The organism is Micromonospora lutea (genome assembly GCF_016863535.1).
Classification (GTDB): Bacteria; Actinomycetota; Actinomycetes; order Mycobacteriales; family Micromonosporaceae; genus Micromonospora; species Micromonospora lutea.
In genome coordinates, this window is record NZ_BOPB01000007.1 from 109,392 (window position 1) to 131,742 (window position 22,351).

Annotated in this window: 17 protein-coding genes; 8 read left to right on the forward strand and 9 right to left on the reverse strand. The window is 72.1% G+C overall.

From position 1 onward, the window contains the following. Nucleotides 1-95: 95 nt before the first annotated feature. The 5 genes from Vlu01_RS07280 to Vlu01_RS07300 form a co-directional block, all read right to left on the reverse strand. Nucleotides 96-1,253: a coiled-coil domain-containing protein gene (locus tag Vlu01_RS07280; protein ID WP_203995723.1), complete on the reverse strand. Its 1,158-nt coding sequence runs from the start codon at nucleotides 1,251-1,253 to the stop codon at nucleotides 96-98. A gap of 51 nt (nucleotides 1,254-1,304) precedes the next feature. Beyond that, a complete protein-coding gene (locus Vlu01_RS07285) occupies nucleotides 1,305-3,503 on the reverse strand; it encodes a glycosyl hydrolase family 95 catalytic domain-containing protein (RefSeq protein WP_203995726.1) in 2,199 nt (732 codons plus the stop codon). Beyond that, complete coding sequence (locus Vlu01_RS07290) at nucleotides 3,500-4,573, reverse strand: LacI family DNA-binding transcriptional regulator (protein ID WP_203995728.1); 1,074 nt, start codon at nucleotides 4,571-4,573, stop codon at nucleotides 3,500-3,502. The genes Vlu01_RS07285 and Vlu01_RS07290 overlap by 4 nt, the downstream gene beginning before the upstream one ends. After that, nucleotides 4,570-7,017: a beta-glucosidase family protein gene (locus tag Vlu01_RS07295; protein WP_203995730.1), complete on the reverse strand. Its 2,448-nt coding sequence runs from the start codon at nucleotides 7,015-7,017 to the stop codon at nucleotides 4,570-4,572. Before Vlu01_RS07295 ends, Vlu01_RS07290 begins: the two co-directional genes overlap by 4 nt. Nucleotides 7,018-7,270: 253 nt before the next feature. After that, nucleotides 7,271-8,488, reverse strand: coding sequence for an ROK family transcriptional regulator (locus Vlu01_RS07300; protein WP_239095759.1), 1,218 nt, complete (start codon nucleotides 8,486-8,488; stop codon nucleotides 7,271-7,273). A 195-nt stretch (nucleotides 8,489-8,683) separates the two neighbouring features. On the opposite strand from Vlu01_RS07300, the gene Vlu01_RS07305 reads away from it, so the two are divergent. Genes Vlu01_RS07305 through Vlu01_RS07315 form a run of 3 tightly spaced genes read left to right on the forward strand, consistent with a single transcriptional unit; the run spans nucleotide 8,684 to nucleotide 12,376 of the window. Next, on the forward strand, nucleotides 8,684-10,351 hold the full coding sequence (locus Vlu01_RS07305; protein WP_203995740.1) for an extracellular solute-binding protein: 1,668 nt from the start codon (nucleotides 8,684-8,686) through the stop codon (nucleotides 10,349-10,351). A gap of 43 nt (nucleotides 10,352-10,394) precedes the next feature. Continuing rightward, nucleotides 10,395-11,402 (forward strand): ABC transporter permease, encoded by a 1,008-nt coding sequence (locus Vlu01_RS07310; RefSeq protein ID WP_203995741.1) that lies wholly within the window; start codon nucleotides 10,395-10,397, stop codon nucleotides 11,400-11,402. After that, a complete protein-coding gene (locus tag Vlu01_RS07315) occupies nucleotides 11,399-12,376 on the forward strand; it encodes a carbohydrate ABC transporter permease (RefSeq protein ID WP_203995742.1) in 978 nt (325 codons plus the stop codon). Before Vlu01_RS07310 ends, Vlu01_RS07315 begins: the two co-directional genes overlap by 4 nt. Before the next feature lie 70 nt (nucleotides 12,377-12,446). Here the strand turns inward: Vlu01_RS07315 and Vlu01_RS07320 are convergent, their stop codons facing one another. Next, complete coding sequence (locus tag Vlu01_RS07320) at nucleotides 12,447-14,795, reverse strand: TIM-barrel domain-containing protein (protein ID WP_203995743.1); 2,349 nt, start codon at nucleotides 14,793-14,795, stop codon at nucleotides 12,447-12,449. A 158-nt stretch (nucleotides 14,796-14,953) separates the two neighbouring features. On the opposite strand from Vlu01_RS07320, the gene Vlu01_RS07325 reads away from it, so the two are divergent. Both Vlu01_RS07325 and Vlu01_RS07330 read left to right on the forward strand, forming a co-directional pair. Beyond that, on the forward strand, nucleotides 14,954-16,975 hold the full coding sequence (locus Vlu01_RS07325; protein WP_373307303.1) for a beta-galactosidase: 2,022 nt from the start codon (nucleotides 14,954-14,956) through the stop codon (nucleotides 16,973-16,975). 155 nt (nucleotides 16,976-17,130) lie between these two features. Further along, complete coding sequence (locus Vlu01_RS07330; protein WP_203995745.1) at nucleotides 17,131-18,312, forward strand: phosphotransferase; 1,182 nt, start codon at nucleotides 17,131-17,133, stop codon at nucleotides 18,310-18,312. Between the two features lie 13 nt (nucleotides 18,313-18,325). On the opposite strand, the gene Vlu01_RS07335 is transcribed toward Vlu01_RS07330, so the two are convergent. Continuing rightward, complete coding sequence (locus tag Vlu01_RS07335; RefSeq protein ID WP_203996007.1) at nucleotides 18,326-18,976, reverse strand: LysE family translocator; 651 nt, start codon at nucleotides 18,974-18,976, stop codon at nucleotides 18,326-18,328. Between the two features lie 84 nt (nucleotides 18,977-19,060). On the opposite strand from Vlu01_RS07335, the gene Vlu01_RS07340 reads away from it, so the two are divergent. Beyond that, nucleotides 19,061-19,573, forward strand: coding sequence for a DnaJ family domain-containing protein (locus Vlu01_RS07340; protein ID WP_203995746.1), 513 nt, complete (start codon nucleotides 19,061-19,063; stop codon nucleotides 19,571-19,573). A 48-nt stretch (nucleotides 19,574-19,621) separates the two neighbouring features. Here the strand turns inward: Vlu01_RS07340 and Vlu01_RS07345 are convergent, their stop codons facing one another. After that, nucleotides 19,622-20,452 (reverse strand): nitroreductase/quinone reductase family protein, encoded by an 831-nt coding sequence (locus tag Vlu01_RS07345; RefSeq protein WP_203995753.1) that lies wholly within the window; start codon nucleotides 20,450-20,452, stop codon nucleotides 19,622-19,624. Nucleotides 20,453-20,871: 419 nt separating this feature from the next. Here Vlu01_RS07345 and Vlu01_RS07350 point away from each other — a divergent pair, with 419 nt between their 5' ends. Continuing rightward, nucleotides 20,872-21,315, forward strand: a complete 444-nt coding sequence (locus Vlu01_RS07350) for a hypothetical protein (RefSeq protein ID WP_203995754.1) — start codon at nucleotides 20,872-20,874, stop codon at nucleotides 21,313-21,315. A 13-nt stretch (nucleotides 21,316-21,328) separates the two neighbouring features. Then, a complete protein-coding gene (locus Vlu01_RS07355; protein ID WP_203995756.1) occupies nucleotides 21,329-21,661 on the forward strand; it encodes a sigma-70 family RNA polymerase sigma factor family protein in 333 nt (110 codons plus the stop codon). A 9-nt stretch (nucleotides 21,662-21,670) separates the two neighbouring features. Here Vlu01_RS07355 and Vlu01_RS07360 read toward each other — a convergent pair whose 3' ends face one another. Further along, on the reverse strand, nucleotides 21,671-22,234 hold the full coding sequence (locus Vlu01_RS07360; RefSeq protein ID WP_203995761.1) for a dihydrofolate reductase family protein: 564 nt from the start codon (nucleotides 22,232-22,234) through the stop codon (nucleotides 21,671-21,673). Nucleotides 22,235-22,351: the final 117 nt, after the last annotated feature.

Below are 22,351 nucleotides of genomic sequence, written 5' to 3' on the forward strand. Positions count from 1 at the left end.
TGCCCCGCATTGGACGTTTTCTGAGGTGCCACAACTGCATGATCGACGAGGCGGGGGCGGGGGGGCGGGGGAGCGGGGGGCGAGGGGGGTGGGTGTTAGGGGGTGGGGTGGGTTAGGGCGGTGGCCAGGTCGGCTAGCTTGGCGGCCAGCTGCGCGACGCGTTCGCGGGCGTCGTCGCGGTCGGTCTCGACGGTACGCAGGCGTACCGTCAGCTCGGTCACCTGGCTCTCCGCGGCGCTGAGGGTTGCCCGGACAGCGGCCAACTCGTCGCCCAACCGGTCGGCGCGGGCGGTGACCGCGGCCTGCTGCTCGCCGGCCTGCCGGGCCTGCGCCTGCGCCCGCTCGCGGTCGGCCTCAGCCTGCACCCGAGCCTGCTGCGCCCGCTCGGCGTCGGCGCGGGCCGCCACCGTGTCCGCCCGCGCCCGCTCCGCGTCGGCGTGCATGCGCTCATACTCCGCGCGAGCCTGCTCGGCTTGCGCGTGGGACTGTTCGGCTGCGGTCCGCGCCTGGTCCAACTCGCCCCGCAGCCGCTCAGCCTCGGCGAGCGCCGTCGCGGCGGTACCAGCGGCCCGTGCGGCGTCCGCGCGGGCGGCGTCGCGTTCGGCGGTCAGCTCCGCGCCGCGGCGGTGTTCGGCGGCCAGGTCGGCCCGCAGCGACGCCACCTGGGTGCGGGCGGCGTCCCGGTCGGTCTCGGCCTGTGCCCGCAACGCCTGCGCGGCCGCCGCCTCCCGCCGCGCCTCGTCCCGGGCGGCCTCCGCGTCCTGCGCCCGGCGTGCGGCGGCGATCGCCTGCTCGGTCGCCCGGGTCGCCTCGTCGCGGGCGGCGTCGCGTTCGGCGGTCGCCGTCTGCGCCAGCCGACGCTGTCGCTCGGCCTGTGCCGCGGCGTCCTCGGCGGCCCGCAGCGCCTCGTCGCGTTCGGTCTGCGCCGACGCGATCTCCCCGGCGGTATCTGCGCGCAGCTGTGACAGCTGCCGCTGCACCCCGGCCGGGGACAGTTCGGCGTGCAACGCCTCGGTCAACGTCGCCACGATCTGGTCGAGCCGGTCCACGGCCTCCCAGGTGCGGGCCACCTGCCCGGGCAGGCCCGGAGCGTTGCGGTGGCGCATCCGGCTGTTGCGGGAGGCCCGTTGGCAGGCGCCGTCGTTGTCCCGGCAGTACCGGAACGGGCGGCCGGCACCGGCCCGCTGCGGCACGTCGCGTCCGCAGTGGGCGCAGGGCCGGATCTCGGCGGCGGAAGTCGACTCGGCGTCCATCGAACGCGCAGTCTAGTGCGCCGTCCAGCGACACCGACGAGGCCGCGGCTGCTACCGGGGGAACGACACAACGATCGGCTCGCCGGCGCTCACCTGGCGTATCGCCGTGCCGTAGGGGCTGGCGACCCGCAGGCGCTGCGGGACGGCGGAGACCAACCGGGCCCGCACCGCGCCGGGCCGCCACCGCAACTCCTCCACCATGATTCGCCCCGGGCAGCGCACCCCGCGCAGCGCGCCGCGTGGCAGTCCCGGCAGTGGCGCCGGCAGCAGCCGCAGCCGACCGGGTCGCCCCTGCACCAGCGATTCGATCAGCACCGCCGGCAGGGCGTGCGCGGCGTCGGCGTTGTAGGTGACCCGCCCCGGGTTGTGCGCGCTCATCAGCGACCGGAAGAACATGTCATTGCCGACAATCTTGAGTAGGTTCGCCTCCACCAGCGGCCCGTCGTGCAGCCGGGCGGCGGCCAGGGCCCGGTGCAGGCTGCCGTGCGCGGACAGGTTCTCGTCGCCCCGGCGACGCAGCGCCCGGTGCGCGGCAGCCGCAAGCTCCGGGGTGTCCTCGGGGTTGATCTCGCCCAGCGGCCACACCGGATACAGGTGGCTGACGTGGCGGTGGTCCTCGTCGGCCCGATAACCGGGCCAGGCCCACTCGGTCAACGCCCCGTCGGCGTCGACCCGGTACGCCGGCAGCCGCGCCGCCAACCGCGTCCACCGTTGCTCGCCGGTGAGCGCGGCGGCCACGGTGAACGCGTGCCGTGCCGCGGCGATGTCCATGGTGGCGTTGACCGCCGCGGGCACCGCCTGGCCGGCGGCGTCCAGCGGCCCGGTCTCCGCCGAGTACGACGGCACGAAACCCCACGTCCCGTCACCCGCGGTGGTGGTCAACACGTCGGCGAAGAACTCGGCCACCTCCACCAGCCAGCCCGCCACCTCACCCAGCGGCTCCCCGGTCACCAGGTGCCGCTCGTAGAGCGGGAACAGCAGCCAGTGCGCGCCGGGCAGCCACGCCGCGAACGGCCAGTCCGGATGCAGGTGGAACAGGTGACCGTGCTCGCCGTCGGTGCGGCTGGGCGCCAGCAGCCCGCGCGCACCGTAGATCGCGTGGGCGTTGCGTCGCCAGTGCTCGACCTGTGCGCGTACCAGCCGGGTGTGTGCCGCGGTGACCTCCGGCAGGGCGGCCACGTTCGCCGACGCCAACTGAAGGTTCAGGTTGGCGTCGGTGGTGAAGTCACCGGCCCAGGCCGCGTCCCACGAACCGAGCCACAGCCCGGTCAACCGGGGCGGCAGCACGCCACTGGCGCTCAGCAACAGGTAACGCCCGGCGTGGAACAGCCGCTCCAGCAGCGCCGCGTCCAGCGTGCCCGGGTCGGCGGCCTGCCGGGCCAGCAGCTCACCGACGGGCAGCGCCCGCTGCGCCGCCGGCACCGCCAGGTCCAGCTCCACCCGCCGGTACGCCGGCGTGTGCCGGGCCGTGTGCCGGGCGAGCAGATCGTCGTAGCGGGCGTCGCGGTGACCGGCCAGCCGGCGCACCAGCGATCCGGTACGCCATCGGGCCTGCGGGCGGTCCAGCACCGTCAACAGCAGCGCCGGCCCGTCGACACGGACGCCGTCGCCGTCGACCTCCACCGCGCCGCGCAGCAGGGTCAACCCCTCGAAGCCGTACGCGGTGCCGGCTGTCGGGTAGCGGCCCCGCACCCGCAGGAAGACCAACCCGTCGTGACGGTACGCCGACACCGCGTAGCTCAGCTCGGTGGGACGGCCCGGCAGCTCGCCGGTCACGCCGACCCGACAGGCGCCCATGTCCAACCGGGTGACGATCAGCCGATCGGTACGCGAGACGAACGAACGGCGCTCACCGCCGGCCCACCGCACCACGATTTCGCCGGTGTCGAAGTCGGTGTACCGGCGGTAGTCGCCCACCGGTGCACCGGCGGCGTCGATGGTGAGGGTGAAGCCGGGATGGAACGACTGCGTCCAGCGCAGCACGCCGTCACCGGCCAACAGCCGGCTGGCCTCGACCCGCCGGTCGGCCAGGACCAGTCGCCGGATCCGGGGCAGCAGCGCGGCCAGGTGCGGCGCCCGGGCGTCGTGGGTGCCGTTGGGCAGCACGAACCGGTGATGGTTGACCACGACGCGTTCGGCGTACGGCTCGCCGTGCACCATGATCCCGTACTCGCCGTTGCCGGCGAGGAGGGCGTCCTGCCAGTCGGTTGCCGCGTCGGCGTCCCAGATCCGGTGAACCGGACCGGTCACCGGGCCGCCGCCCGACCGTCGTGCACCGCCGGGACGGTGCTCGCCGCGGCGGTGCTGTCCCGGACGGTCAGCCGGGGCTCCAGCAACGTCACCTGCGGTGTCGGCTCGCCATGCACCTTACGCATGAGCAGCGACACGGCCTGTCGACCGATTTCCTCGGCGGGTACCGGCACCGAGGTCAACCGGGGGTTGGCGTGCTCGGCGAACTGGTCGGGGCAGACGGCCACCACCGACACGTCATCGGGTACGCGTCGACCCAGCGCGGCCAGCGCCGCCTGCACCGGGCCCACCGCGGCCTCGTTCTGGACGACCAGGGCGGACAGCTCCGGCTGTCGGGCGAACAACTCCACCACCCGGGCGTGCACCTCGGCGGCGTTCTCCTCACAGGGCAGCGTCACCGCCTCGACGCCGTGCCGGGCCGCGGCCTCGACGACCCCCGCGCGGGTGCGGTGAGCGAACCCGGTGCCCCGGTCGTAGACGGCGGACGGGGCACCGAGCAGCGCGATCCGGCGGTGACCGAGGCTCACCAGATGATCGACGCAGACCTGCCCGGCCCGGTGGAAGTCCAGGTCCACACAGGTCAGGGCGTCGGTGTCGGCGGGCAGGCCGATCAGGACACTGGGTCGACCCAGCTCGCGCAGCAGCGGCACCCGCACGTCGTGCAGTTCCACGTCCATCACCAGCACCCCGTCGACCAGGGCGCCGGCGGCGATGCGGTGCAACCCCTGCGGGCCTTCGTCGGAGGTCAGCAGCAGCACGTCGTGGTCGTGCCGGCGGGCGGAGGTCACCACCGCCGTGGCGAACTGCATCACCACCGGCACCTGGATGCCCGAGCGCAGCGGCAGCACCAGGGCGATCACGTTGGCGCGTCGGCTGGCCAGGGCCCGCGCGCCGGCGTTCGGGTGGTAGCCGAGCAGCCGGACGCTGGCCAGCACCCGGTTGCGGGTCACCTCGGAGATGGCCCGTTTGCCGCTGAGCACGTACGACACGGTGCTCACCGCGACACCGGCGTGTCGGGCCACGTCGGAGATGGTGGGCTGACCGGACGGTACCCGGCCGCGCCCGCTCACCGGACGCCGCTCGTGGCGCGCGGCCGGTTCGGTCGGGCGTGGGGCTCGCCGCGTACGGCCACGGCACCGACCAACCGGACGTCGGTGGCGGACCGCCCGACCAGAACGGTGTGGGTGGCGTCCTCCACCACGGTGGTGCCCCGGTCGGCGTCCCACCAGCTCAACTCGGCGCTGCGCAGCCGCAGCGTGACGGTGCGCCGTTCACCGGGAGCGAGGACGATCCGGGTGAAGTCGCGCAGTTGCCGGAGGGGCTGCTTGACCCGGGAGCGCCGTTGTCGGGTGTAGAGCTGCACCACCTCCACTCCGGGGCGGTCGCTGGTGTTGGTGACGTCCACACTCACCTCGACATCCTCTCCGACGCTCACCGACGTGGCGCTCAGCCGCAGGTCCCGGTAGTCGAAGTCGGCGTAGGACAGCCCGTGCCCGAACGGGTACAACGGCTCACCCCGGTAGTACAGGTAGGTGGAGTCCGCGCCGATCACGTCGTAGTCGAGCAGGTCGGGCAGGTCCGCGGTGTCGGCGTACCAGGTCTGGGTGAGCCGGCCGCCGGGCTCGGCGTCGCCGAGGAGCACCTCGGCGACGGCGTGGCCGTGTTCCTGCCCGCCGTGCGCCGACCAGAGCACCGCCGGCAGATGCTGCTGCGCCCATCCGACGGCGTACGGGTAGCTGCTGGTCACCACCAGCACGGTGCGCGGGTTGGCGGCGTGCACGGCACGCAGCATCGCCTCCTGCCGAGCCGGCAGGGACAGGTCGGTTCGGTCCTCGGTCTCACGTCCGTTGACCATCGGGTGGTTGCCCAACGCCACCACCGCCACGTCGGCGGCGGCGGCCAGTTCGGCGGCCCGCGCCGCACCGTCGGTGATCACGTCGATGTCGAAGGGGGTGCCGGCCTTGCGGCCGTCACCATCGACCCGCAGCCGGTCGTCCTGGTCGACGGTGACGTACCGGTCGGTGGCCAGGTGGCGCAGCAGCACGGTGCCGTCGGGTAGCGGGTCGAACTGGAAGGTCTCCCGGACCACCCAGCCGCCGGGTCCGGGCCGGTCGTTGACCAGCGCGCCGTCGTCGTCGACACCGACGTGGCGGCCGTTGCCGGCGGCGCGGAACGCCACCGTGTCCCGGCCCCAGTCGAACACGTCGAAGCAGGCGGGGTCGCCGCCGACGCGCAGCGGCCCGCCGTCGGCGCTGTCGGGGCATCCCACGTAGCGGTCACCCACCCGCAACGTGATCCGGTCGGTGCCCGGGTGGCTGGTGATCGTCGGCAGTCGCTGCGCCAGCCCCGCACAGATGCTGACCGAGTACGGCAGGGTGCCGCTGTACCAGTCGGTGTGCACGACGTCGGCGAGCGGACCGAGCACCGCGATCCGCAGGTCGGGGGCGAGCGGCAGCAACCCACGGTTGCGCAGCAGCACGATGGACTGTCGGGCGGCTTCCCGGGCCAGGCTCCGGTGTGCCGGGCAGTCGATCACCTCGGGGCCGATGGCGGCGTACGGGTCGGTGTCCGGCGCATCGAGGTCACCCAGCCGCAGTCGGATGGTGAGCACCCGCCGGACCGCCCGGTCCACGTCCGATTCGGTGATCAGGCCACGGTCCAGGGCTTCGGTCAGGTGACGTCGGGTGGGCGCGCTGTCGGCGTCGTCCTCGGTGAAGCTGTCGATTCCGGCGCGCAGCGCCGCGGCGAATCCGCTGACGTCGTCGGGCAGGTGGCCCTGTACTCCGGCGATGTTGCTCACCGCGCCCGCGTCGCCGACGACCAGCACCTCGCCGGGTGCCCACCGGCGCAGCTCGTCGTCGATCAGCGGGCTCAGGTGGGCCGGCACCCCGTCGACCAGGTTGTAGGAGGCCATCGCGGCGACCGCGGCGTCGGCGGCGAGGGGTGCCCGGAAGGCTGGCAGTTCGTACTCGTGCAGCACCCGGGGTGGCAGGTCGCTGGAGGTGGTGGCCCGGTCGGTCTCGTTGTTGTAGCCGAGGAAGTGCTTGACCGTGGGGGCGGTGCGCAGCCGCTCGGGATGCCCGCCGCGCAGCCCTTCGGCGTAGGCGGTGGCGAGCCGGCCGGTCAGCCACGGGTCCTCCGACCAGCCTTCCTCGTTGCGTCCCCAGCGCGGGTCGCGCAGCGGGTTGACCACCGGGGCCCACACGTTGAGGCCGACGCGCTGCGGGTCGGCGTGGTGTTTGGCGCGTACCTCGTCGCCGACGGCGTCGCCGACGGCGCGTATCAGGTCGGGGTTCCAGCTGCTGGCCAGGCCGACGGCCTGGGGGAAGACGGTGGCTGCGCCGAGCCAGGCGACGCCGTGCAACGCCTCGGTGCCGGTGCGGAAGCCGGGCAGGCCGAGCCGGGGGACGGGTGCCTGCCACTGGTGCAGCAGCCCGATCTTCTCCGGCAGGGTGAGCCGGGCCAGCAGGTCCTCGACCCGGTCCCGAATGGGGGACGTGGTGCGGTCGGTCATGGTGGATCGCCTTCCAGTGCCCGGCGTGCCGGAGGTCGAAGCGCTTCGACGGTGGATGGCCGAGCGGCCTCGCAGGTCATGGTGGGGTGACGGTCGTCGGCCCGGACGCTGGCGAAGCGCTTCGACAAACCGTGGAAATCAAGCCGCCCCGGGTGCCCGTGCGGAGCGGCTCGCTTCGAGGTTGGCACTCACGGCCGGTCGGGTCAAGACTCCGACCGGCCAAGCGGGCGCGGACCGCCAACCTGGCCGCCGATCAGCGCACGGGCAGCCGTCCGGCCTCGACGGTGGCCAGGGCGGCGGTGGCGCCGCCGAGCGCGCCGGCCGTGTCCAGGGTGGAGGCTTCCAGTCGGCAGCCCCCGGCGCCCGGGGCGTGGGCGCGGGCGGCCAACTCCGACCGGGCGGCCGGCAGCAGCCACGGTGCCAGGGTGGCGAAATGGTCACCGAGTACGACCGTCTCCGGGTTGAGCAGGTCGGCCAGGACGGCGACGCCGCGGCCGAGGTGCCGGCCGGTCTCGGCCAGGCCACCGCACACGCCCGGGTCGTCCTGTCGGGCGAGCGCCACGATCCGGGTCAGTTCCGGCAGGTAATCGGTGACCGGGCCGTCGGCCTCGACGTCGGGCAGCAGCCGGCGCACCACAGCGGGCAGGCCGACCAGGGCGGTCAGGCAGCCGTGGTTGCCGCAGGGGCACGGCGGCCCGGACGGGTCCAGTGACAGGTGCCCGATCTCGCCGGCGAAGCCGCGCCCGCCGCGCAGCAGTCGTCCGCCGGCGATGATGCCGGCGCCCACGGCGAGTCCACCGGTCAGGTGCACCAGGTCGGTGCCGCCCGCGTATCCGCCGTGGCGCTGTTCGGCGAGGGCGGCGAGGTTGGCGACGCTGTCGACCCCGACGGCGAACTCCGGTTCCCGCAGGGCGGCGCGTAGTTCCGCGGCGACCGGGACGTCCCGCCAGCCCAGGGCGCTGGCCAGCGGTACCGCGCCGGACGGGTCGACCAGCCCGGGTACGCCGACGGTGAGGCCGAGCACGGTGCGGCCCTGGGCGGTGACCCGCCCGACCGCCCGCCGGGTGAGCGCGGCCAGGGCACGCAGCGTCTCGGTGGGGGAGACGGTGCTGGCGGCGAAGGCGCGTCGCCAGGTGAGCAGCCGGTTGCCGCCGAGGTCGATGGCGACGGCAACCAGCTCGTCGGCGCCGATCTGCAGTCCCAGGGCGGCGTACGGCTCACCGTCGAGCACCAGCATGGTGGCGGGTCGGCCGACCCGGTTCTCGGTGAGCCCGGTCTCCCGGATCAGCCGCTGGTCGATCAGCTCGGTCACCAGGCTGGAGACGGTGGCCTTGTTCAGGCCGGTGCGTGCGGCGATGTCGGCGCGGGAGCAGGGGGCGTGCAGACGTACGTGCCGCAGCACCACCGCCCGGTTGGCGACGCGTACGTCACCGAGGTCGGTCGGCTGCGGTTCGTTGTGGATGTTGATCACGATCTGCCCGCTCCCTGCGCCGGTGTCGCGGCGCGCGTCCATCATCGCGTACCGCGCTGGCGGGACCGACCAGGCCGCCCGCCCTGTCTTGTGGGACGGATTACCGTCGATTAGTTTGTTCGGCTAGAACCCCAACTAATCCTAGCCCGAGCCGTCAGCTCCGCAAACCGTTACCGATGACGAAGGGAGTGCGCCGTGAAGCCTTCCCTGCCGAGCGCATCCACTGACCGACGGACCATGCTGCGGCTGCTCGGCCTCGGCGCCGCCGCGACCGTGGGCGGCGGTGCCCTGGCCGGTTGCAGCAAGGAAGCCGGGAGCCAGGGCAGCGCCACCAGCGCCGACGCCATCAAGGCGGTGCTGCCCACCTACCAGCGGGCCGAGCTGCTCAAACCGGACCTCCCCGGCGAGGGCCCGATCCCGGACGGCTACCTGACGTACCCGACCGAACTGGTCGACGCCGTCACCGAGGCGCCCGGCCGGGGTGGCCCGCCGATCCGGACGATGAGCCCGTGGTGGGGCCCGACCCCGCCGCCGCTGGGCCGCAACTCCTACCTGGCGGCCGTCAACGGCAAGCTCGGCGTGGAGGTCAACCCGAGCCTGCAGGACGGTCTGACCTACGCCGACAAACTCAACGCCATGCTCGGCGCCCGGGACGTGCCGGAGCTGCTGTCCGCGCCGAACTGGGAGGTGGACAAGGTCGCCCGGTTCTCCGACGCGGTCAAGGCGTTGTTCACCGACCTGACCGACCACCTCCAGGGCGACAACGCCGCGAAGTACCCGTACCTGGCGGCACTGCCCAGCGGCGCCTGGGAGTACTCGGTCTGGGGCGGGCGGCTCCACGCCGTGCCGTTCCCCACCGACGGCCCGTTCGCGTGGGCCATGTTCTACCGCAAGGATCTGCTCGGCGCCGCCGGACTGGCCGCCCCCACCAGCCCCGACGAGCTGTACGAGTTCGGCAAGAAGGCCACCGACCCGGCCAAGGGTGTGTGGGCTTTCGGCAGCGTCTTCGAGATGATCCAGCAGTACTTCGGCTGCCACCAGACCTGGCGCAAGAAGCCCGACGGTGGCCTGCAGCACAAGTTCGAGGACCCGGCCTACGAGGCGGCGCTGGCGTTCACCGCCCGGCTGTTCGCCGAGGGACTGGTGCACCCGGACACGGTGGCCAGCAAGGGCGCCGACGAGAAACAGCTGTTCAACTCCGGCAAGATCCTGATGTACCGCGACGGGCTCGGCGCCTGGCAGGGCATGCAGAGCGAACGGGTCAAGGAGCTGCCCACCTTCGACATGCAGCCGCTGCCGGTCTTCGGCGCGCAGGGCGCCCAGCCGGTCATCTGGGGCAGCGAGAAGCCGATCTTCTACACCTTCCTCAAGAAGGACCTGCCCGCCGAACGGGTCGACAAGCTGCTGCGGGTGCTCAACTGGTGTGCCGCCCCGTTCGGCAGCCGGGAGTTCGAACTGCGCGAGTACGGGGTGGAGGGGCAGCACTTCACCCGGGGCACCGACGGCACGCCGGCCCTCACCGAGCTGGGCCGTAAGGAACTCGGCGCGCAGTACACCCACATCGGCGGCCGGGTGCCGGTCAAGGTACGCAGCGGCGACACCCCGAACTACGTGCAGGACTACATCGGGTACTACCGCAACCACATCGGCCAGATGGAGCAGGACCTGTTCGCCGGGATCAAGCTGGAACTGCCGGCGAACTGGTCGAAGATCATCCAGCCGACCGACGACAAGATCCTCGACATCCTGCGCGGCCGGCGTCCGGTCAGCGACCTGGCCCAGGTCCGCAAGGAGTTCCTGGACACCGGGGGCGAGGAGGGCCGCGCGTTCCACGAGAAGGCGCTCGCCGACAACGGCCGATGAACGGGCCGTTGACGAGCCGCCGACCGGCGGCGGGGGTGCGGTCGTGAGCGCCCCCGCCCCCGTCGACACGCGACCACCCGCCGGGCGTACGCCGTCACCGCGGCGTCCCCGGCGGGGCGGTCGGCGCAATCTGCGGGCCCGGCTGCGCCGCGACTGGCCGCTGCTGGCGATGGCCGCACCGGCGGCGCTGCTGCTGCTGGTCTTCCACTACCTGCCCACGCTGGGCAACGTCATCGCCTTCCAGGACTACAACCCCTTCGTCGGCGACGGCCCGCTGGACGCGTTCCTCAACAGCGAGTGGATCGGCTTCGGCAACTTCGAGGCCCTCTTCCGCGACCCGCTGTTCTGGGACGCGGTCCGCAACACCCTGAGCATCACCGCCTTCCAGTTGGTGTTCTTCTTCCCGCTGCCGATCCTGCTGGCGCTCATCCTCAACAGCGTCGTCTCCGCTCGGCTACGCGGCTTCGTGCAGAGCGTCGTCTACCTACCGCACTTCTTCAGCTGGGTGCTGGTGGTGACCTTCTTCGTGCAGATGTTCGGCGGGGCCGGACTGCTGGCTCAGGAACTGCGCCAGGCCGGCTACGAGCCGTGGAACATCATGACCAATCCGGACACCTTCATCGTGCTGGTCACCGCCGAGGCGGTCTGGAAGGACCTCGGCTGGGGCGCGATCGTCTTCCTGGCCGCGCTGTCCGCGATCGACCAGAACCTGTACGAGGCGGCGGCGGCCGACGGCGCGGGGCGGTGGCGGCGACTGTGGCACATCACCCTGCCCGGCCTGCGCCCGGTGATCGTGCTGCTGCTCATCATGCGGCTCGGTGACGCGCTGTCGGTCGGGTTCGAGCAGTTCATCCTGCAACGGGAGGCGGTCGGTCGGCAGGCCGCCGAGGTGCTCGACACGTTCGTCTACTACCAGGCGATCAGCACCCAGCAGTGGGGGCTCGGTGCCGCCGCGGGCCTGTTCAAGGCGGTGGTCGGGCTGGCGCTGATCCTCACCGCGAACAAGGTGGCGCACCGACTCGGCGAGCAGGGGGTGTACGCGAAATCATGACCGCACAGATCAGTGGTGCCGGGCCGGCGGCACCGACCACGGCGGGGCCACCCGCGCCACCACCTCGACGACGCCACCCCGGGCGTCCGGTGTGGGCGGGCCGCCCCTCGACGTCCCTGACCATCGGCAAGGGGGTCGTGCTCACCCTGCTGGTCGCGGCGGTGCTGGTGCCGCTCTGGGCGGTGCTGGTCACCAGCCTCGCCTCACGCGGCACCATCGACGACGCGGGCGGCATGGTGATGATCCCCCGGGAGATCGACCCGTCGGCGTACATCACCATCTTCAGCGGCGGTGACGTCACCCGGGCGGTGTGGGTCAGCACCCTGATCACCGTCTTCGGTACTGCGGTCAGTTTGGTGCTCACCGTGCTGGCCGCGTACGGACTGTCCCGACCCGGTTCGGTGGCCCACCGGGGGCTGCTCTTCTACTTCCTGCTCACCTTCCTGATCTTCCCGGGGCTGGTGCCGAGCTACCTGGTGGTCACCGGTCTGGGGCTCAAGGACAGCCTCTGGTCGCTGATCCTGCCCAGCGCCATCAGCGTGTTCAACCTGGTGGTGATCCGGGCGTTCTTCATGAACGTGCCGGCGGAGTTGCTCGACAGCGCCCGCATCGACGGTGCCGGCGAGCTACGCATCCTGACCCGGATCGTGCTGCCGCTGTCGAAAGCGGTGATCGCCGTGGTCGGGCTCTTCTACGCCGTCGGCTACTGGAACGTGTACTTCAACGCGGTGCTCTACATCGACTCCAACGACAAGTTCCCGCTCCAGCGGGTGTTGCAGAGCTACATCCTGGCCGGGCAGTCACCGAACGTCTCCGGCGCGGCGGTGAGCCTGCCCGGGGTGACCGCGTACCCGCCGACGCTCGCGGTCAAGATGGCGGTGGTGGTGGTGACGGTCATCCCGGCCGTGATCATCTACCCGTTCGTGCAGCGTCACTTCACCAAGGGCGTGATCACCGGCGCGGTGAAGGGCTGACCACCCGTGCCAGGGTGGCCCCCGTCCGCGCGGCGCCCGGCTCCGTCCAGCCAGGCGCCACGCGGAACGGTCAGCCCTGCGCGGGGAAGAACCCCGCGAAAGGCACGACGGTCACCGCCGCACCGTTGAGCAGTGACCGGGCGGGCCGGTCGATTTCACCGACCCCCGCGAGCGCCAGCTGCCCCACCAGCAGCGGGCCCCGGGTCTGGATCCGCAACTCGTCGCCGTCGCGGATCGCCTCAACGATCGTGTCACCATCCACATCGTGCACGACGGTGTCGCCGTCCGCCGCCCCCCAGCTGACCAGGGTCACGTTCCGGAACGGTCCGTCGCCGACGGTGGCCTCGGGCGCGACCAGCGGCAGCACCGCCCCCCGGCGCACGTACAACGGCATCCGGTCCAGTGGCGACCGCACCCGCAGATGCCGGCCGCCCGGATACAGCTCGCCGGTGGCGGCGTCGAACCAGTCGTCGCCGACGGGCAGGTACACGTCACGCTCCCCGGACGCGTCGGTGACCGGCGCGACCAGCAGGTCCGTGCCGAGGCGGTACTGCAGGTCGGTGGTCCAGGCCGTCGGATCCTGCGGGGTGTCGACCAGCAGGGCCCGCATCATCGGTACGCCGGTGCGGGCCGCCGCCACCGCCGCGGACCAGAGGTACGGCATCAGCCGGTAGCGCAGCCGCAACGCGGCCACCGCGAGTCGTTCCGCCTCGGCCGGGAAGTCCCAGGGCAGCCGGCTGGTGGTGCCGTGCAGCCGGACCAACGGCGACAGTGCACCGAACTGCGACCAACGTACGTAGAGGTCGGGCTCGGGGGTGCCGTGGAAGCCACCGGTGTCGTGGCTCCAGAACGGCACGCCGGACAGGCCGTGCGACAGCCCGCCCCGCAGCGTGCTGGCCAACGCCGGCCAGGTGGCGTTGACGTCGCCACTCCACTGCGCGCTGTGCCGTTGCCCACCCAGATACGACGAACGCGCCCACACCGCCCGGTGACCGGCGACCTCCTCGGTGACAGCGGCCACCACGTCGTTGAACAGCAGGGCGTACACGTTGTGCAGCTCGACGCCGCTCATCCCGTTGTGGGCCATCGCGTCGGCGGGCACCCCCTCGGCGAAGTCGGTCTTGAACACCGCCACGCCCTGCTGCAGCAGTGGTCGCAGCAGCCCGGTGAACCAGTCGACCGCCGCCGGATTGGTCAGGTCCACGATGGCCGAGGCCGGGTAACTGCCGTGCCACACGTCGGCGACGTACGTGCTGCCGTCGGCGCGACGCAGGAAATATCCGGCCGCGTCGGCCTCGGCGTACAGGGGGCTGGCCGTCATCAGGTAGGGGTTCATCCAGAGGCAGACCCGGAAGCCCTGCTCGGTCAGGGTCCGCAGCATCCCGGCCGGATCGGGGAAGGCCTCGGCGTCCCAGCGCAGGTCCGACCAGTTGCCGGCGACCTGCCAGTAGCAGTCCAGGTGCAGCACGTCGCAGGGAATGTCGCGCTCACGGATGCGTCGGGCCCGCTCCAGCACCCGTTCCTGACTGTCGGGGTAGAAACCCGAGGAGACCCAGGTGCCGAAGGCCCAACGCGGCGGCAGGTACGGCTGCCCGGTCAACTGGTGCAGCCGGTCGAGCACCTCGGCGGGGGTCGGCCCGGCCAGCACGTAATAGTCGAGCAGGTCGTCGGGGACCAGGATCTGCACCGCGCTGTGGGTGGACTGGCAGACGTCGAACTGGACCGGCAGCCCACTGTCGACCAGGATCCCGTAGCCCCGGTTGGACAGGTAGAACGGGATGTTCTTGTGCGCCCGGTCGGATTCGCTGCCGAAGGCGTCGAAGTTCCACATCAGGGCCCGCTGGCCGCGCTTGTCCAGTGGCGTGAACTTTTCGCCGAAACCGACGAAGCGTTCGTCGCCGGGGGCGACGAAGCTCTCGTGCCAGGCGACTCGGACCCCGTCGGTGGTGGAGTGCCCGAACGGCAGGGTGCGCCGCCGACCGCTGATGTCGACCGTGCCCGGGTCCTGCTCCAGCAGCAGCGAACCGTCGGGGCGCAGGAACCGGATGTGCCACGGGTCGAGCCGGATCTCGGCGATCACCGCACCGGCGTCGACCCGTACCTGCCGGTCGTCGACGGTGACCGTGGCGGGGTGGGGACGCGGGTGCACCAGCGGCATCAGCCGGGCCGACCGGCTGCGGGCCTGCGGATCCTCGGCCAGGCGTACCCGGATCATCCCGTCGCCGGCCGCGTCGACGCGGACCACCGCCGTCACCCCGTCGGCCAGCACGGCCTTGACGGTCGCACCGTGTGCGTCGGTGCCGGCGACCTCGGCCCGGCTCACCACGGCCGGGCCGCTCTCACCGGGAGCACGCACCGGCAGGTCGGGTGGGTCGGCGACGAAGGTCTCGTAGGGCACCAACGGCGGACGGTACGGCATCAGCTCTCCTCGACGGGGGTTCGTGGCGGTGCCGTCAGTTTCTTTAATTACCCAACGAACTGTCAACGATGATCGTGGATGTGGCCGGATGGCGGGCGGTTGACATGCGTAGAGATGATCCATAGTTTGGATGCATCCCCAACTAAGTCGGGCGGGTGATGGTGATGTGGACCGACGGCCCGCTCTGCTACGGCGGTGACTACAACCCGGAGCAGTGGCCGGCGCAGGTCTGGTCCGAGGACGTCGAACTGATGCGTCAGGCCGGGGTCAACCTCGTCACCGTCGGGGTGTTCGCCTGGTCCCGGCTCGAACCGGCACCCGGGCGGTACACCTTCGACTGGCTCGACCGGGTGCTCGACCTGCTGCACACCAGTGGCATCCGGGTCGCCCTGGCCACCCCCACCGCCTCGCCGCCGCCCTGGTTCTCCCTGGCCCACCCGGGTGCGCTGCCCGTCACCGCCGACGGGATCCGCCTGCACCACGGCAGCCGGGACACCTACTGCGCCGCCGCCCCCGCCTACCGCGCCGCCGCCCTGCGCATCGCCGCCGCCCTGGCCGACCGGTACGCCCACCACCCGGCGCTGGCCGGCTGGCACGTGCACAACGAGTACGGCACCACCTGCCACTGCGAGCACGCCGCCCAGGCGTTCCGGCGTTGGCTGGCCGACCGCCACGGTGACCTGCGCACCCTCAACGACGCCTGGACCACCAGCTTCTGGAGCCAGCACTACTCCGACTGGGCGCAGATCAGCACCCCCCGGACCACCCAGTACCTGCCCAACCCCGGTCAACTGCTCGACTTCCGTCGCTTCTGGTCCGACACCCTGCTCGCCGCGTACACCGAGCAACGCGACCTGCTGCGGGCGGCGAACCCGGCGCTGCCGGTCACCACCAACTACGTGCTCGGCGACTGGGTACCGGTCGACCACGCCCGCTGGTCCACCGAGGTGGACCTGGTCGCCGTCGACCACTATCCGTCGGCCGTCGACGGCGGCGCCGAGGAACAGACTGCGCTCGCCGCCGACCTGGCCCGTGGCTGGGCCCGGCACGCCGCCGCCCAGCGCCCCCACACCCCGTCGTCCGCGGCGTCGACGTGGCTGCTGATGGAGAGCGCGCCCAACCAGATCCACACCGCCGGGCGGATGCACACCAAGGAGCCGGGGCGGATGCTGCGGCACAGCCTCGCCCACGTCGCCCGCGGCTCCCACGGTGCGCTGTTCTTCCAGTGGCGGGCACCGGTCGGCGGCGCCGAACGCTTCCACTCCGCCCTGGTGCCGCACGCCGGACCGGGCAGCCGGGTGTTCCGGGAAACCGTCGCACTCGGCGCCGCGCTGCGCCGGCTCACCGAGGTCCGTGGCGACGTCGAGGCGTCGGTGGCGTTCGTCGTCGACGCGGCCAGCGCCTGGGCGCTACGCCATCCGGGTCTGCCGTCGACGCTGCCGGACCACCACGACGAACTCGCCGCCGCGCACCGCCTGCTCTGGCGCGCCGGTCACGCCTGCGACACCGTCACTCCGGGCGACCCCCTCGACGGGTACCGGCTGCTCATCCTGCCCGCCCTCTACCTGATCGACGACGCCACCGCCCGCTGGCTAGGCGACCATGTCCACGCCGGCGGTCACCTGCTGGCCACCTACCTCAGCGGCGTCGCCGACGAACACGCCCGGGTACGCCTCGGCGGTTACCCCGGCGCGCTTCGGGACCTGCTCGGGGTCCACGCCGAGGAGTTCCACCCGCTCGCCGTCGACGACCACGTCCGGCTCGATGACGGCGGCACGGGACGGATCTGGGCCGAGACACTGCGCCTCAGCGGCGCCGAGACCATCCTCTCCTACGTCGGGGGCGTCCTCGACGCGATGCCCGCCGTCACCCGGCACCGGGTCGGCGACGGCACCGCCTGGTACCTGTCCACCCGCCCCGACGACACCACCTACCGACGGCTGCTCGACGCCGCCGCCCGCGCGGCCGGCGTCACCCCGGTCTGCCCCGGCGCACCCGAGGGCGTCGAGGCGGTCCGCCGCCGCCACGCCGACACGAGCTGGCTGTTCCTGCTCAACCACACCGACGGCGAGCAACGCGTACCGGCACGAGGCTGGGAGTTGCTCCGCGCCACACCGGTCGAGGACGCGGTGGCCCTGCCGCCTGGCGGTGTCGCGGTGCTCCGCGAGCACCAGGGTTGATCCGTCGACCAGTGCTGGCTAGTGTCGAGGCAGCGCGTCGGGAACGCGTCGAGACTCGCCGGTAGGCTTGAAGCCACCCCCACCACCTCATTCGAGCGACGGACACCGAAGCTCATTTCCGCCCGTGCGGGTCCGGGCGAGAAGCGAGGTGCCGTGTGAAGGATCTGCCCGACAACCCCAGCCTCGACCACCTGCGTCAGCAGGCCAAGAATCTGCTGGCCGGCCTGCGCGACATCGACCCGACCGCGACGCTGACCGTCGCGCAGACCCGGCTGGCCGAGCAGTACGGCTTCCCCAGCTGGACAGCCCTGAGGACCGAGGTCGACCGGATGCGCGGCCGGGCCGAGACCGCTGCGGTGTCGCTGGCCCGCGCGATCGCCGACTGCTACGGCCTCGGTGACGTGGTCGCCGAGATGCGCACTGTCGCCCGCGCCGACGACATGGGACGCCGGTGGTCGCTGGTGACGGACCGGGGCCGCTGGGCGGTGCGCACGATGGACACCTGGTGGCCCATCGTCGACGCCGAGACCGACGTGGCGTTGCAGCGGGCCGCCGCGGCCGCCGGCATTCTGCTGCCCGCGCCGGTGCGCAGCCGCGCGGGACAGATCGTGGAGACGATCGGCGGGCACCGCTGGCGGGTCTGCCATTGGCGGCACTCCGGCCCGCCGCTGCTGGCACCGGCTCGTTCGTCGGTCACCCGGGCGGTCGGCGGCGTGCTCGCCACGATCCACGGGCTCAGGCTGCCGGTGGGTCGGGTCAGCCCCTGGCACGCCTCCCGGCTGGCCACCGAAGGCTGGCCCGACCTGGCTGCCGCTGCCGCGGCACGCCACGCTCGTTGGGCTCCGGCGTTGGCCGCCGCCGTAGCCACGTTGACCGACCTCGACGGCATCGGGGGCGACGCCGAACTGCCGGAACCGGTGCTCTGCCACAACACCCTGGGCCCGTCGAGCACCCGGCTGGCCGCGAACGGCCGGCTCGTCGTCGTCGGTTGGGAACACGCTGGTGGCCAACCACCCGGCTGGGAACTGGCGAACGCCCTGCTGGACTGGGCTGTGGCCCCCGGTGGAACGGTCAACGTGGCCGGTGCGCGCGCCCTGGTCGACGGCTATCGCACGACGGCGGGCACCCTACCGCCGCTGGACCTGGCCGCATTCCGCGGTACGGTCACCAGCCTCGCCAACTACGTCTGCGAACAGGTGCGCGGCGCCCTGGACGCCCGCGGCGAGGAAGAGCGGCGGTACGCCGACCGTAGCGTCGCGCACCTGTTGTCGCAGCTGCCCACCCGCGCGGTCCTGGAGCGCCTGCTGGACGCGGTGACCAGCGGGATCCGCCGCTGACCCAGCCGGTGGCTCAGCCGGTGGCGACGGCGGCGCGTGAACGGTCGGCGGCGATCCGCACCGCCAGCGCCGCCAGCACCGTGCCCATCACCATCCGCTGGGCGCGCAGCCACAGCGGCCGCCGGCTGAGGAACCCGGCGATGCCACCGGCGGTCAGCACGATCAGCGCGTTCACCGTCAACGCCACGGCGATCTGGGTCAGCCCCAGCAGCAGACTCTGGCCGGCGACGTTGCCGCGTGCCGGGTCGATGAACTGTGGCAGCAATGACACGTACAGGATGGCGATCTTCGGGTTGAGCAGGTTGGTGACCAGGCCCATGGCGAACAGCCGCCGGGCCGGATCCGGCGGCAGCGGCGTCGGGGTGAACGGCGACTGCCCGCCCGGGCGCATCGCCTGCCACGCCAGCCACAGCAGGTACGCCGCGCCGGCCAGCTTGACCGCCGTGTACAACGCCGGCACCAGCACGAACACGGTGGCGATGCCGGCCACTGCCGCGCCCAGGTAGACGGCGAACCCGGCAGCCACCCCGAGCAGTGAGATCAACCCGGCCCGCCGGCCCTGGGTCACCGAGCGCGACACCAGATAGACCATGTTCGGCCCCGGCGTCAGCACCATCCCCAGGGCAACCAATGCGATTCCGACAATTCCCGCCGTACTCACCATGCCCGTGGCCCCCGTCTCACTGTGTGCCTGAGCGTAGACCAGCGGGGAATGCCGGCCGGGCCGGTAACGCTGCGCCATCGGGAGATGGCGGTCACGTTACGGTTGTCCGGGGAGGTGGCGAGGTTGGAGATGCGGTGGGAAGCCTCGGTCGAGGCGCAGATCAGGTCGGCCCAGCAGCGCGGAGAGTTCGACAACCTGCCCGGCGCGGGCAAGCCGCTCGCCGGACGAGGGCTGCCCTACGACGAGTCCTGGTGGATCAAGAGCTTCCTGGAACGCGAGCAGATCCCCAGCGACCTGCTGCTGCCCACCCCGCTGCTGCTGCGCCGCCGCATCGAGCAGCTCGACGACGAGGTCCGCGATCTGCCGACCGAACAGGCGGTACGCGCGTGCGTGGCCGACCTGAACGCCGAGGTGCTGGCCTGGCTGCGCAACCCGTCCGGGCCCCGGGTGGTGGTGCGCCCGGTCGACGCCGACACCGTCGTACAGCGCTGGCAGAGCAACCGCCGTGCCGCAACCGCCCCCGCCGAACCCGCCGAGGCACCGCGGTCGCCGGCGCGCCGACGAACGTGGTTTCCGTTCCGCCGGCGCGCCGCCTGACCCCGCCAACCCGGCCCGCGCTCCCCGTCGCGACTGCGGACCAGGCGCTCAGCCGGTCCCGTCGAGCACCGGGATCAACTGCTCCTCCTCGTACGCCAGGTGCGCCTCCAGTTCGGCGATGAGCTGGTCGACCTGCTCGCGGACCTGGTCGCGGTCGGCGCCGTCGGCGGCGAGCGTCTGCTGCAACCGGGCCACCAGTTCGGCCACCCGCCGGTGCTCCGCGCGCAGCCGGTCCAGCACGGGTGCCAGCTCCGGTCGCTGCGCGCCGATGCCGACGAACATGCCGCTGTCCTCGGTGGTGTGGTGCGTGTGCAGACCGCCGCAGAGCCGCAGGCAGTTCACCCGCAGTTGGGCGCCGAGCGTCGGACCGGAGTGGTGGATCTCGGCGCGGATCAGCGCCAGCTCCCGCCGGAACGCGTCGTGGACCAGTTTCAGCGCCGCGCCCCACGACGGCGCGTCCGGCGGACCAGCGGCCAGCTGGTGCAGGGCGACCACCGGGATGACCCGCGACGTCATCGCCTGGTACTCGCCCCAGCCGGGGTCGGCCGCCACGGCCCGGGCGAAGAGGCGGTCCCGCTCGGCGCCGGTGAGCACCTCGGCGCGCGCCGGGTAGGTGAAGACGCCGTCCTCGACGGTGACCTGCGGGTCGGCGACCAGGTTGCGGTACCACTGCGGATGCCTGTCGGCGCCCCCGGCGGAGGCGATGACCAGGATCCGTTCGTCGTCGGGCAGGTATCCCACCGGAGTGGTGTGCTTGGCGCCGGTGCGGATCCCGGTGGTGGTGAGCAGGATCAGGCGGGAACCTTCGAACGGGCCACCCACCCGGCCCTGGTTGGCCCGGAACTCGTTGATGATTTGCTGGTTGAAGTCGTTCGGCATGCTCTGCTTTCTGCTGCGGCAGGAGTCAGCCACGTCGAAAACGCCGGTGGCCACGGCGACGATCGCGCCTGAAGCGGCGCGGGGTAGGGCACGCAGCGCCGCGAAGATGGGCGCAGCACGATGATGGGGGAGGGCGGCGGGCCACGGGCCCGCGTACACCTCACCGGCGGGCCGGGTACCCCGTCCGCTCGTGGCCCATGGCCGACCCGGCAGTCACCCGGTCGACCCTAGTAGACACATCGAGCACGGGCAACGGATCGCCCGACAGCGCCTCCACGTCTAGCCAGTGCCCGTCGTGACGGTCCGTCTGAACCCTGTCACGTCGTCGCCGGTATCGCCGCGTGGCAAGAGGTCAGAACGCTTGTCAAGTGATGACCGGCGATATATCGTCTCCTTACTCTCAGTCGGGGAGGCAACAGATGATCCGCCGATTCGTGCACCTGCTCATCGCCGTCCCCATTCTGCTGCTTCCCGCGCTGGTGGCCACGCCCGCCGCCGCTGCGGAGCGACGCTGTTGGACGTCGCTCGGCACCGGGTACGGCCCGGTGTGGGTCTGCACCCTCTCCAGCGGCAACAACGGTCGCGCAGCCCTCTACAGTCCACTGACGGGGCAGTACAGCTATCAGAGCGGATGGATCAGGTCCGGGGTGGAAATCTCCAACTCCGGAATGGTCACCGCAACCGATGGCTATCGGGGTTACTTCATGGGCGGTTCCGGACTGGCCACCGGCTACGGCACGGCATCGTTCGGTGCGCAGTACCAAGGGCCGAATACGGCAGCCAGTAAGGCCCGCTACGGCTGGTACAACCTCCTCACGCTGCAGTTCCATCCAAGCAGTGGGTGGCTCAACGCTGGCGCCTGACCGGCGAGCGCCGGTGGAGGACACGTTCATCGCGGCGGTCCGCGCGGGGGATGCCGCACGGTTCGCGATGCCGCCCGAGCCGGGCACCTGGACCACGACGGCCAAGGAGGCGGTGGGGGGTTGGGTCGCCCACGGGCTCTTCCAGCGCGGTTACGACGACTGGCGCTGTGTCAGCGCGACGCTCAACCGCATGCCCGCCGCCGTGCTGTACCTCCGCACCCCCGATGACCCGGAGTACCGGCTGGTCACCATCGCAGTCCTGCACATCGTCGACGGGAAGATCGCCGAACTCACCGGATTCGACGTCACCGACAAACGGTGGCTGGGTCTGCCCCCGACACTGTGATGCCCGTGCTCATCGCCGTGTCTCGTATCGGGTCAGTACCACGCCGCCGGGAAACGTCCGCGTCTCCAGCAGGTTCAGGTTCACCCACCTGTCCAGGGCCGTGAAGAACGGTGTGCCGCCGCCCAGCAGGACCGGTGCGGTGGCCAGCACGTACTCGTCGATCAGCCCGGCCCGTATGGCCGCTGCGGTGAGGGTGGCCCCGCCGATGTCCATGGCACCGCCGTCTTCGGCCTTGAGTCGGGTGATCTCGGTGACCGCGTCACCGGTGACCAGGCGGGCGTTCCAGTCGACCGTCCTGATGGTGGAGGAGAACACCACCTTCGGCATGTCCCGCCAGCGGCGGGCGTACTCGACCTCGGCCGGTGTGGCGTCGGGCTGCTGGTCGGCGGTCGGCCAGTGGGAGCTCATCGTCTCCCACAGCCTGCGCCCGTACAGCGCCAGGTCGGTCGCCCCCACCCGGTCGGACCACCACTGGAACAGTTCCTCGCTCGGCACACTCCAGCCGAGGTCGTCGCCGGGGGCGGCGATGTAGCCGTCCCGGCTCACGTTCATCCCGAAGATCAGTTTCCGCATCAGTGGCAGCCTCTCGTGAGTCGATCCCACCCGTACCGACGGCGGTGGCGCGGAAACCTCATCGGTGCACCATCGACGACCCTTACCCAATTACTGGATTACCGGTTACATCAATCC

Excerpts from the sequence above, each read along its gene's own strand:
- Vlu01_RS07320 (WP_203995743.1), bottom strand. The coding sequence starts at position 14,795 with ATGCCGTACCGTCCGCCGTTGGTGCCCTACGAGACCTTCGTCGCCGAC.
- Vlu01_RS07335 (WP_203996007.1), bottom strand. The coding sequence starts at position 18,976 with ATGGTGAGTACGGCGGGAATTGTCGGAATCGCATTGGTTGCCCTGGGG.
- Vlu01_RS07340 (WP_203995746.1), top strand. The coding sequence starts at position 19,061 with ATGGCGGTCACGTTACGGTTGTCCGGGGAGGTGGCGAGGTTGGAGATG.
- Vlu01_RS07360 (WP_203995761.1), bottom strand. The coding sequence starts at position 22,234 with ATGCGGAAACTGATCTTCGGGATGAACGTGAGCCGGGACGGCTACATC.
- Vlu01_RS07315 (WP_203995742.1), top strand. The coding sequence starts at position 11,399 with ATGACCGCACAGATCAGTGGTGCCGGGCCGGCGGCACCGACCACGGCG.
- Vlu01_RS07325 (WP_373307303.1), top strand. The coding sequence starts at position 14,954 with ATGGTGATGTGGACCGACGGCCCGCTCTGCTACGGCGGTGACTACAAC.
- Vlu01_RS07280 (WP_203995723.1), bottom strand. The coding sequence starts at position 1,253 with ATGGACGCCGAGTCGACTTCCGCCGCCGAGATCCGGCCCTGCGCCCAC.
- Vlu01_RS07350 (WP_203995754.1), top strand. The coding sequence starts at position 20,872 with ATGATCCGCCGATTCGTGCACCTGCTCATCGCCGTCCCCATTCTGCTG.
- Vlu01_RS07295 (WP_203995730.1), bottom strand. The coding sequence starts at position 7,017 with ATGACCGACCGCACCACGTCCCCCATTCGGGACCGGGTCGAGGACCTG.
- Vlu01_RS07345 (WP_203995753.1), bottom strand. The coding sequence starts at position 20,452 with ATGCCGAACGACTTCAACCAGCAAATCATCAACGAGTTCCGGGCCAAC.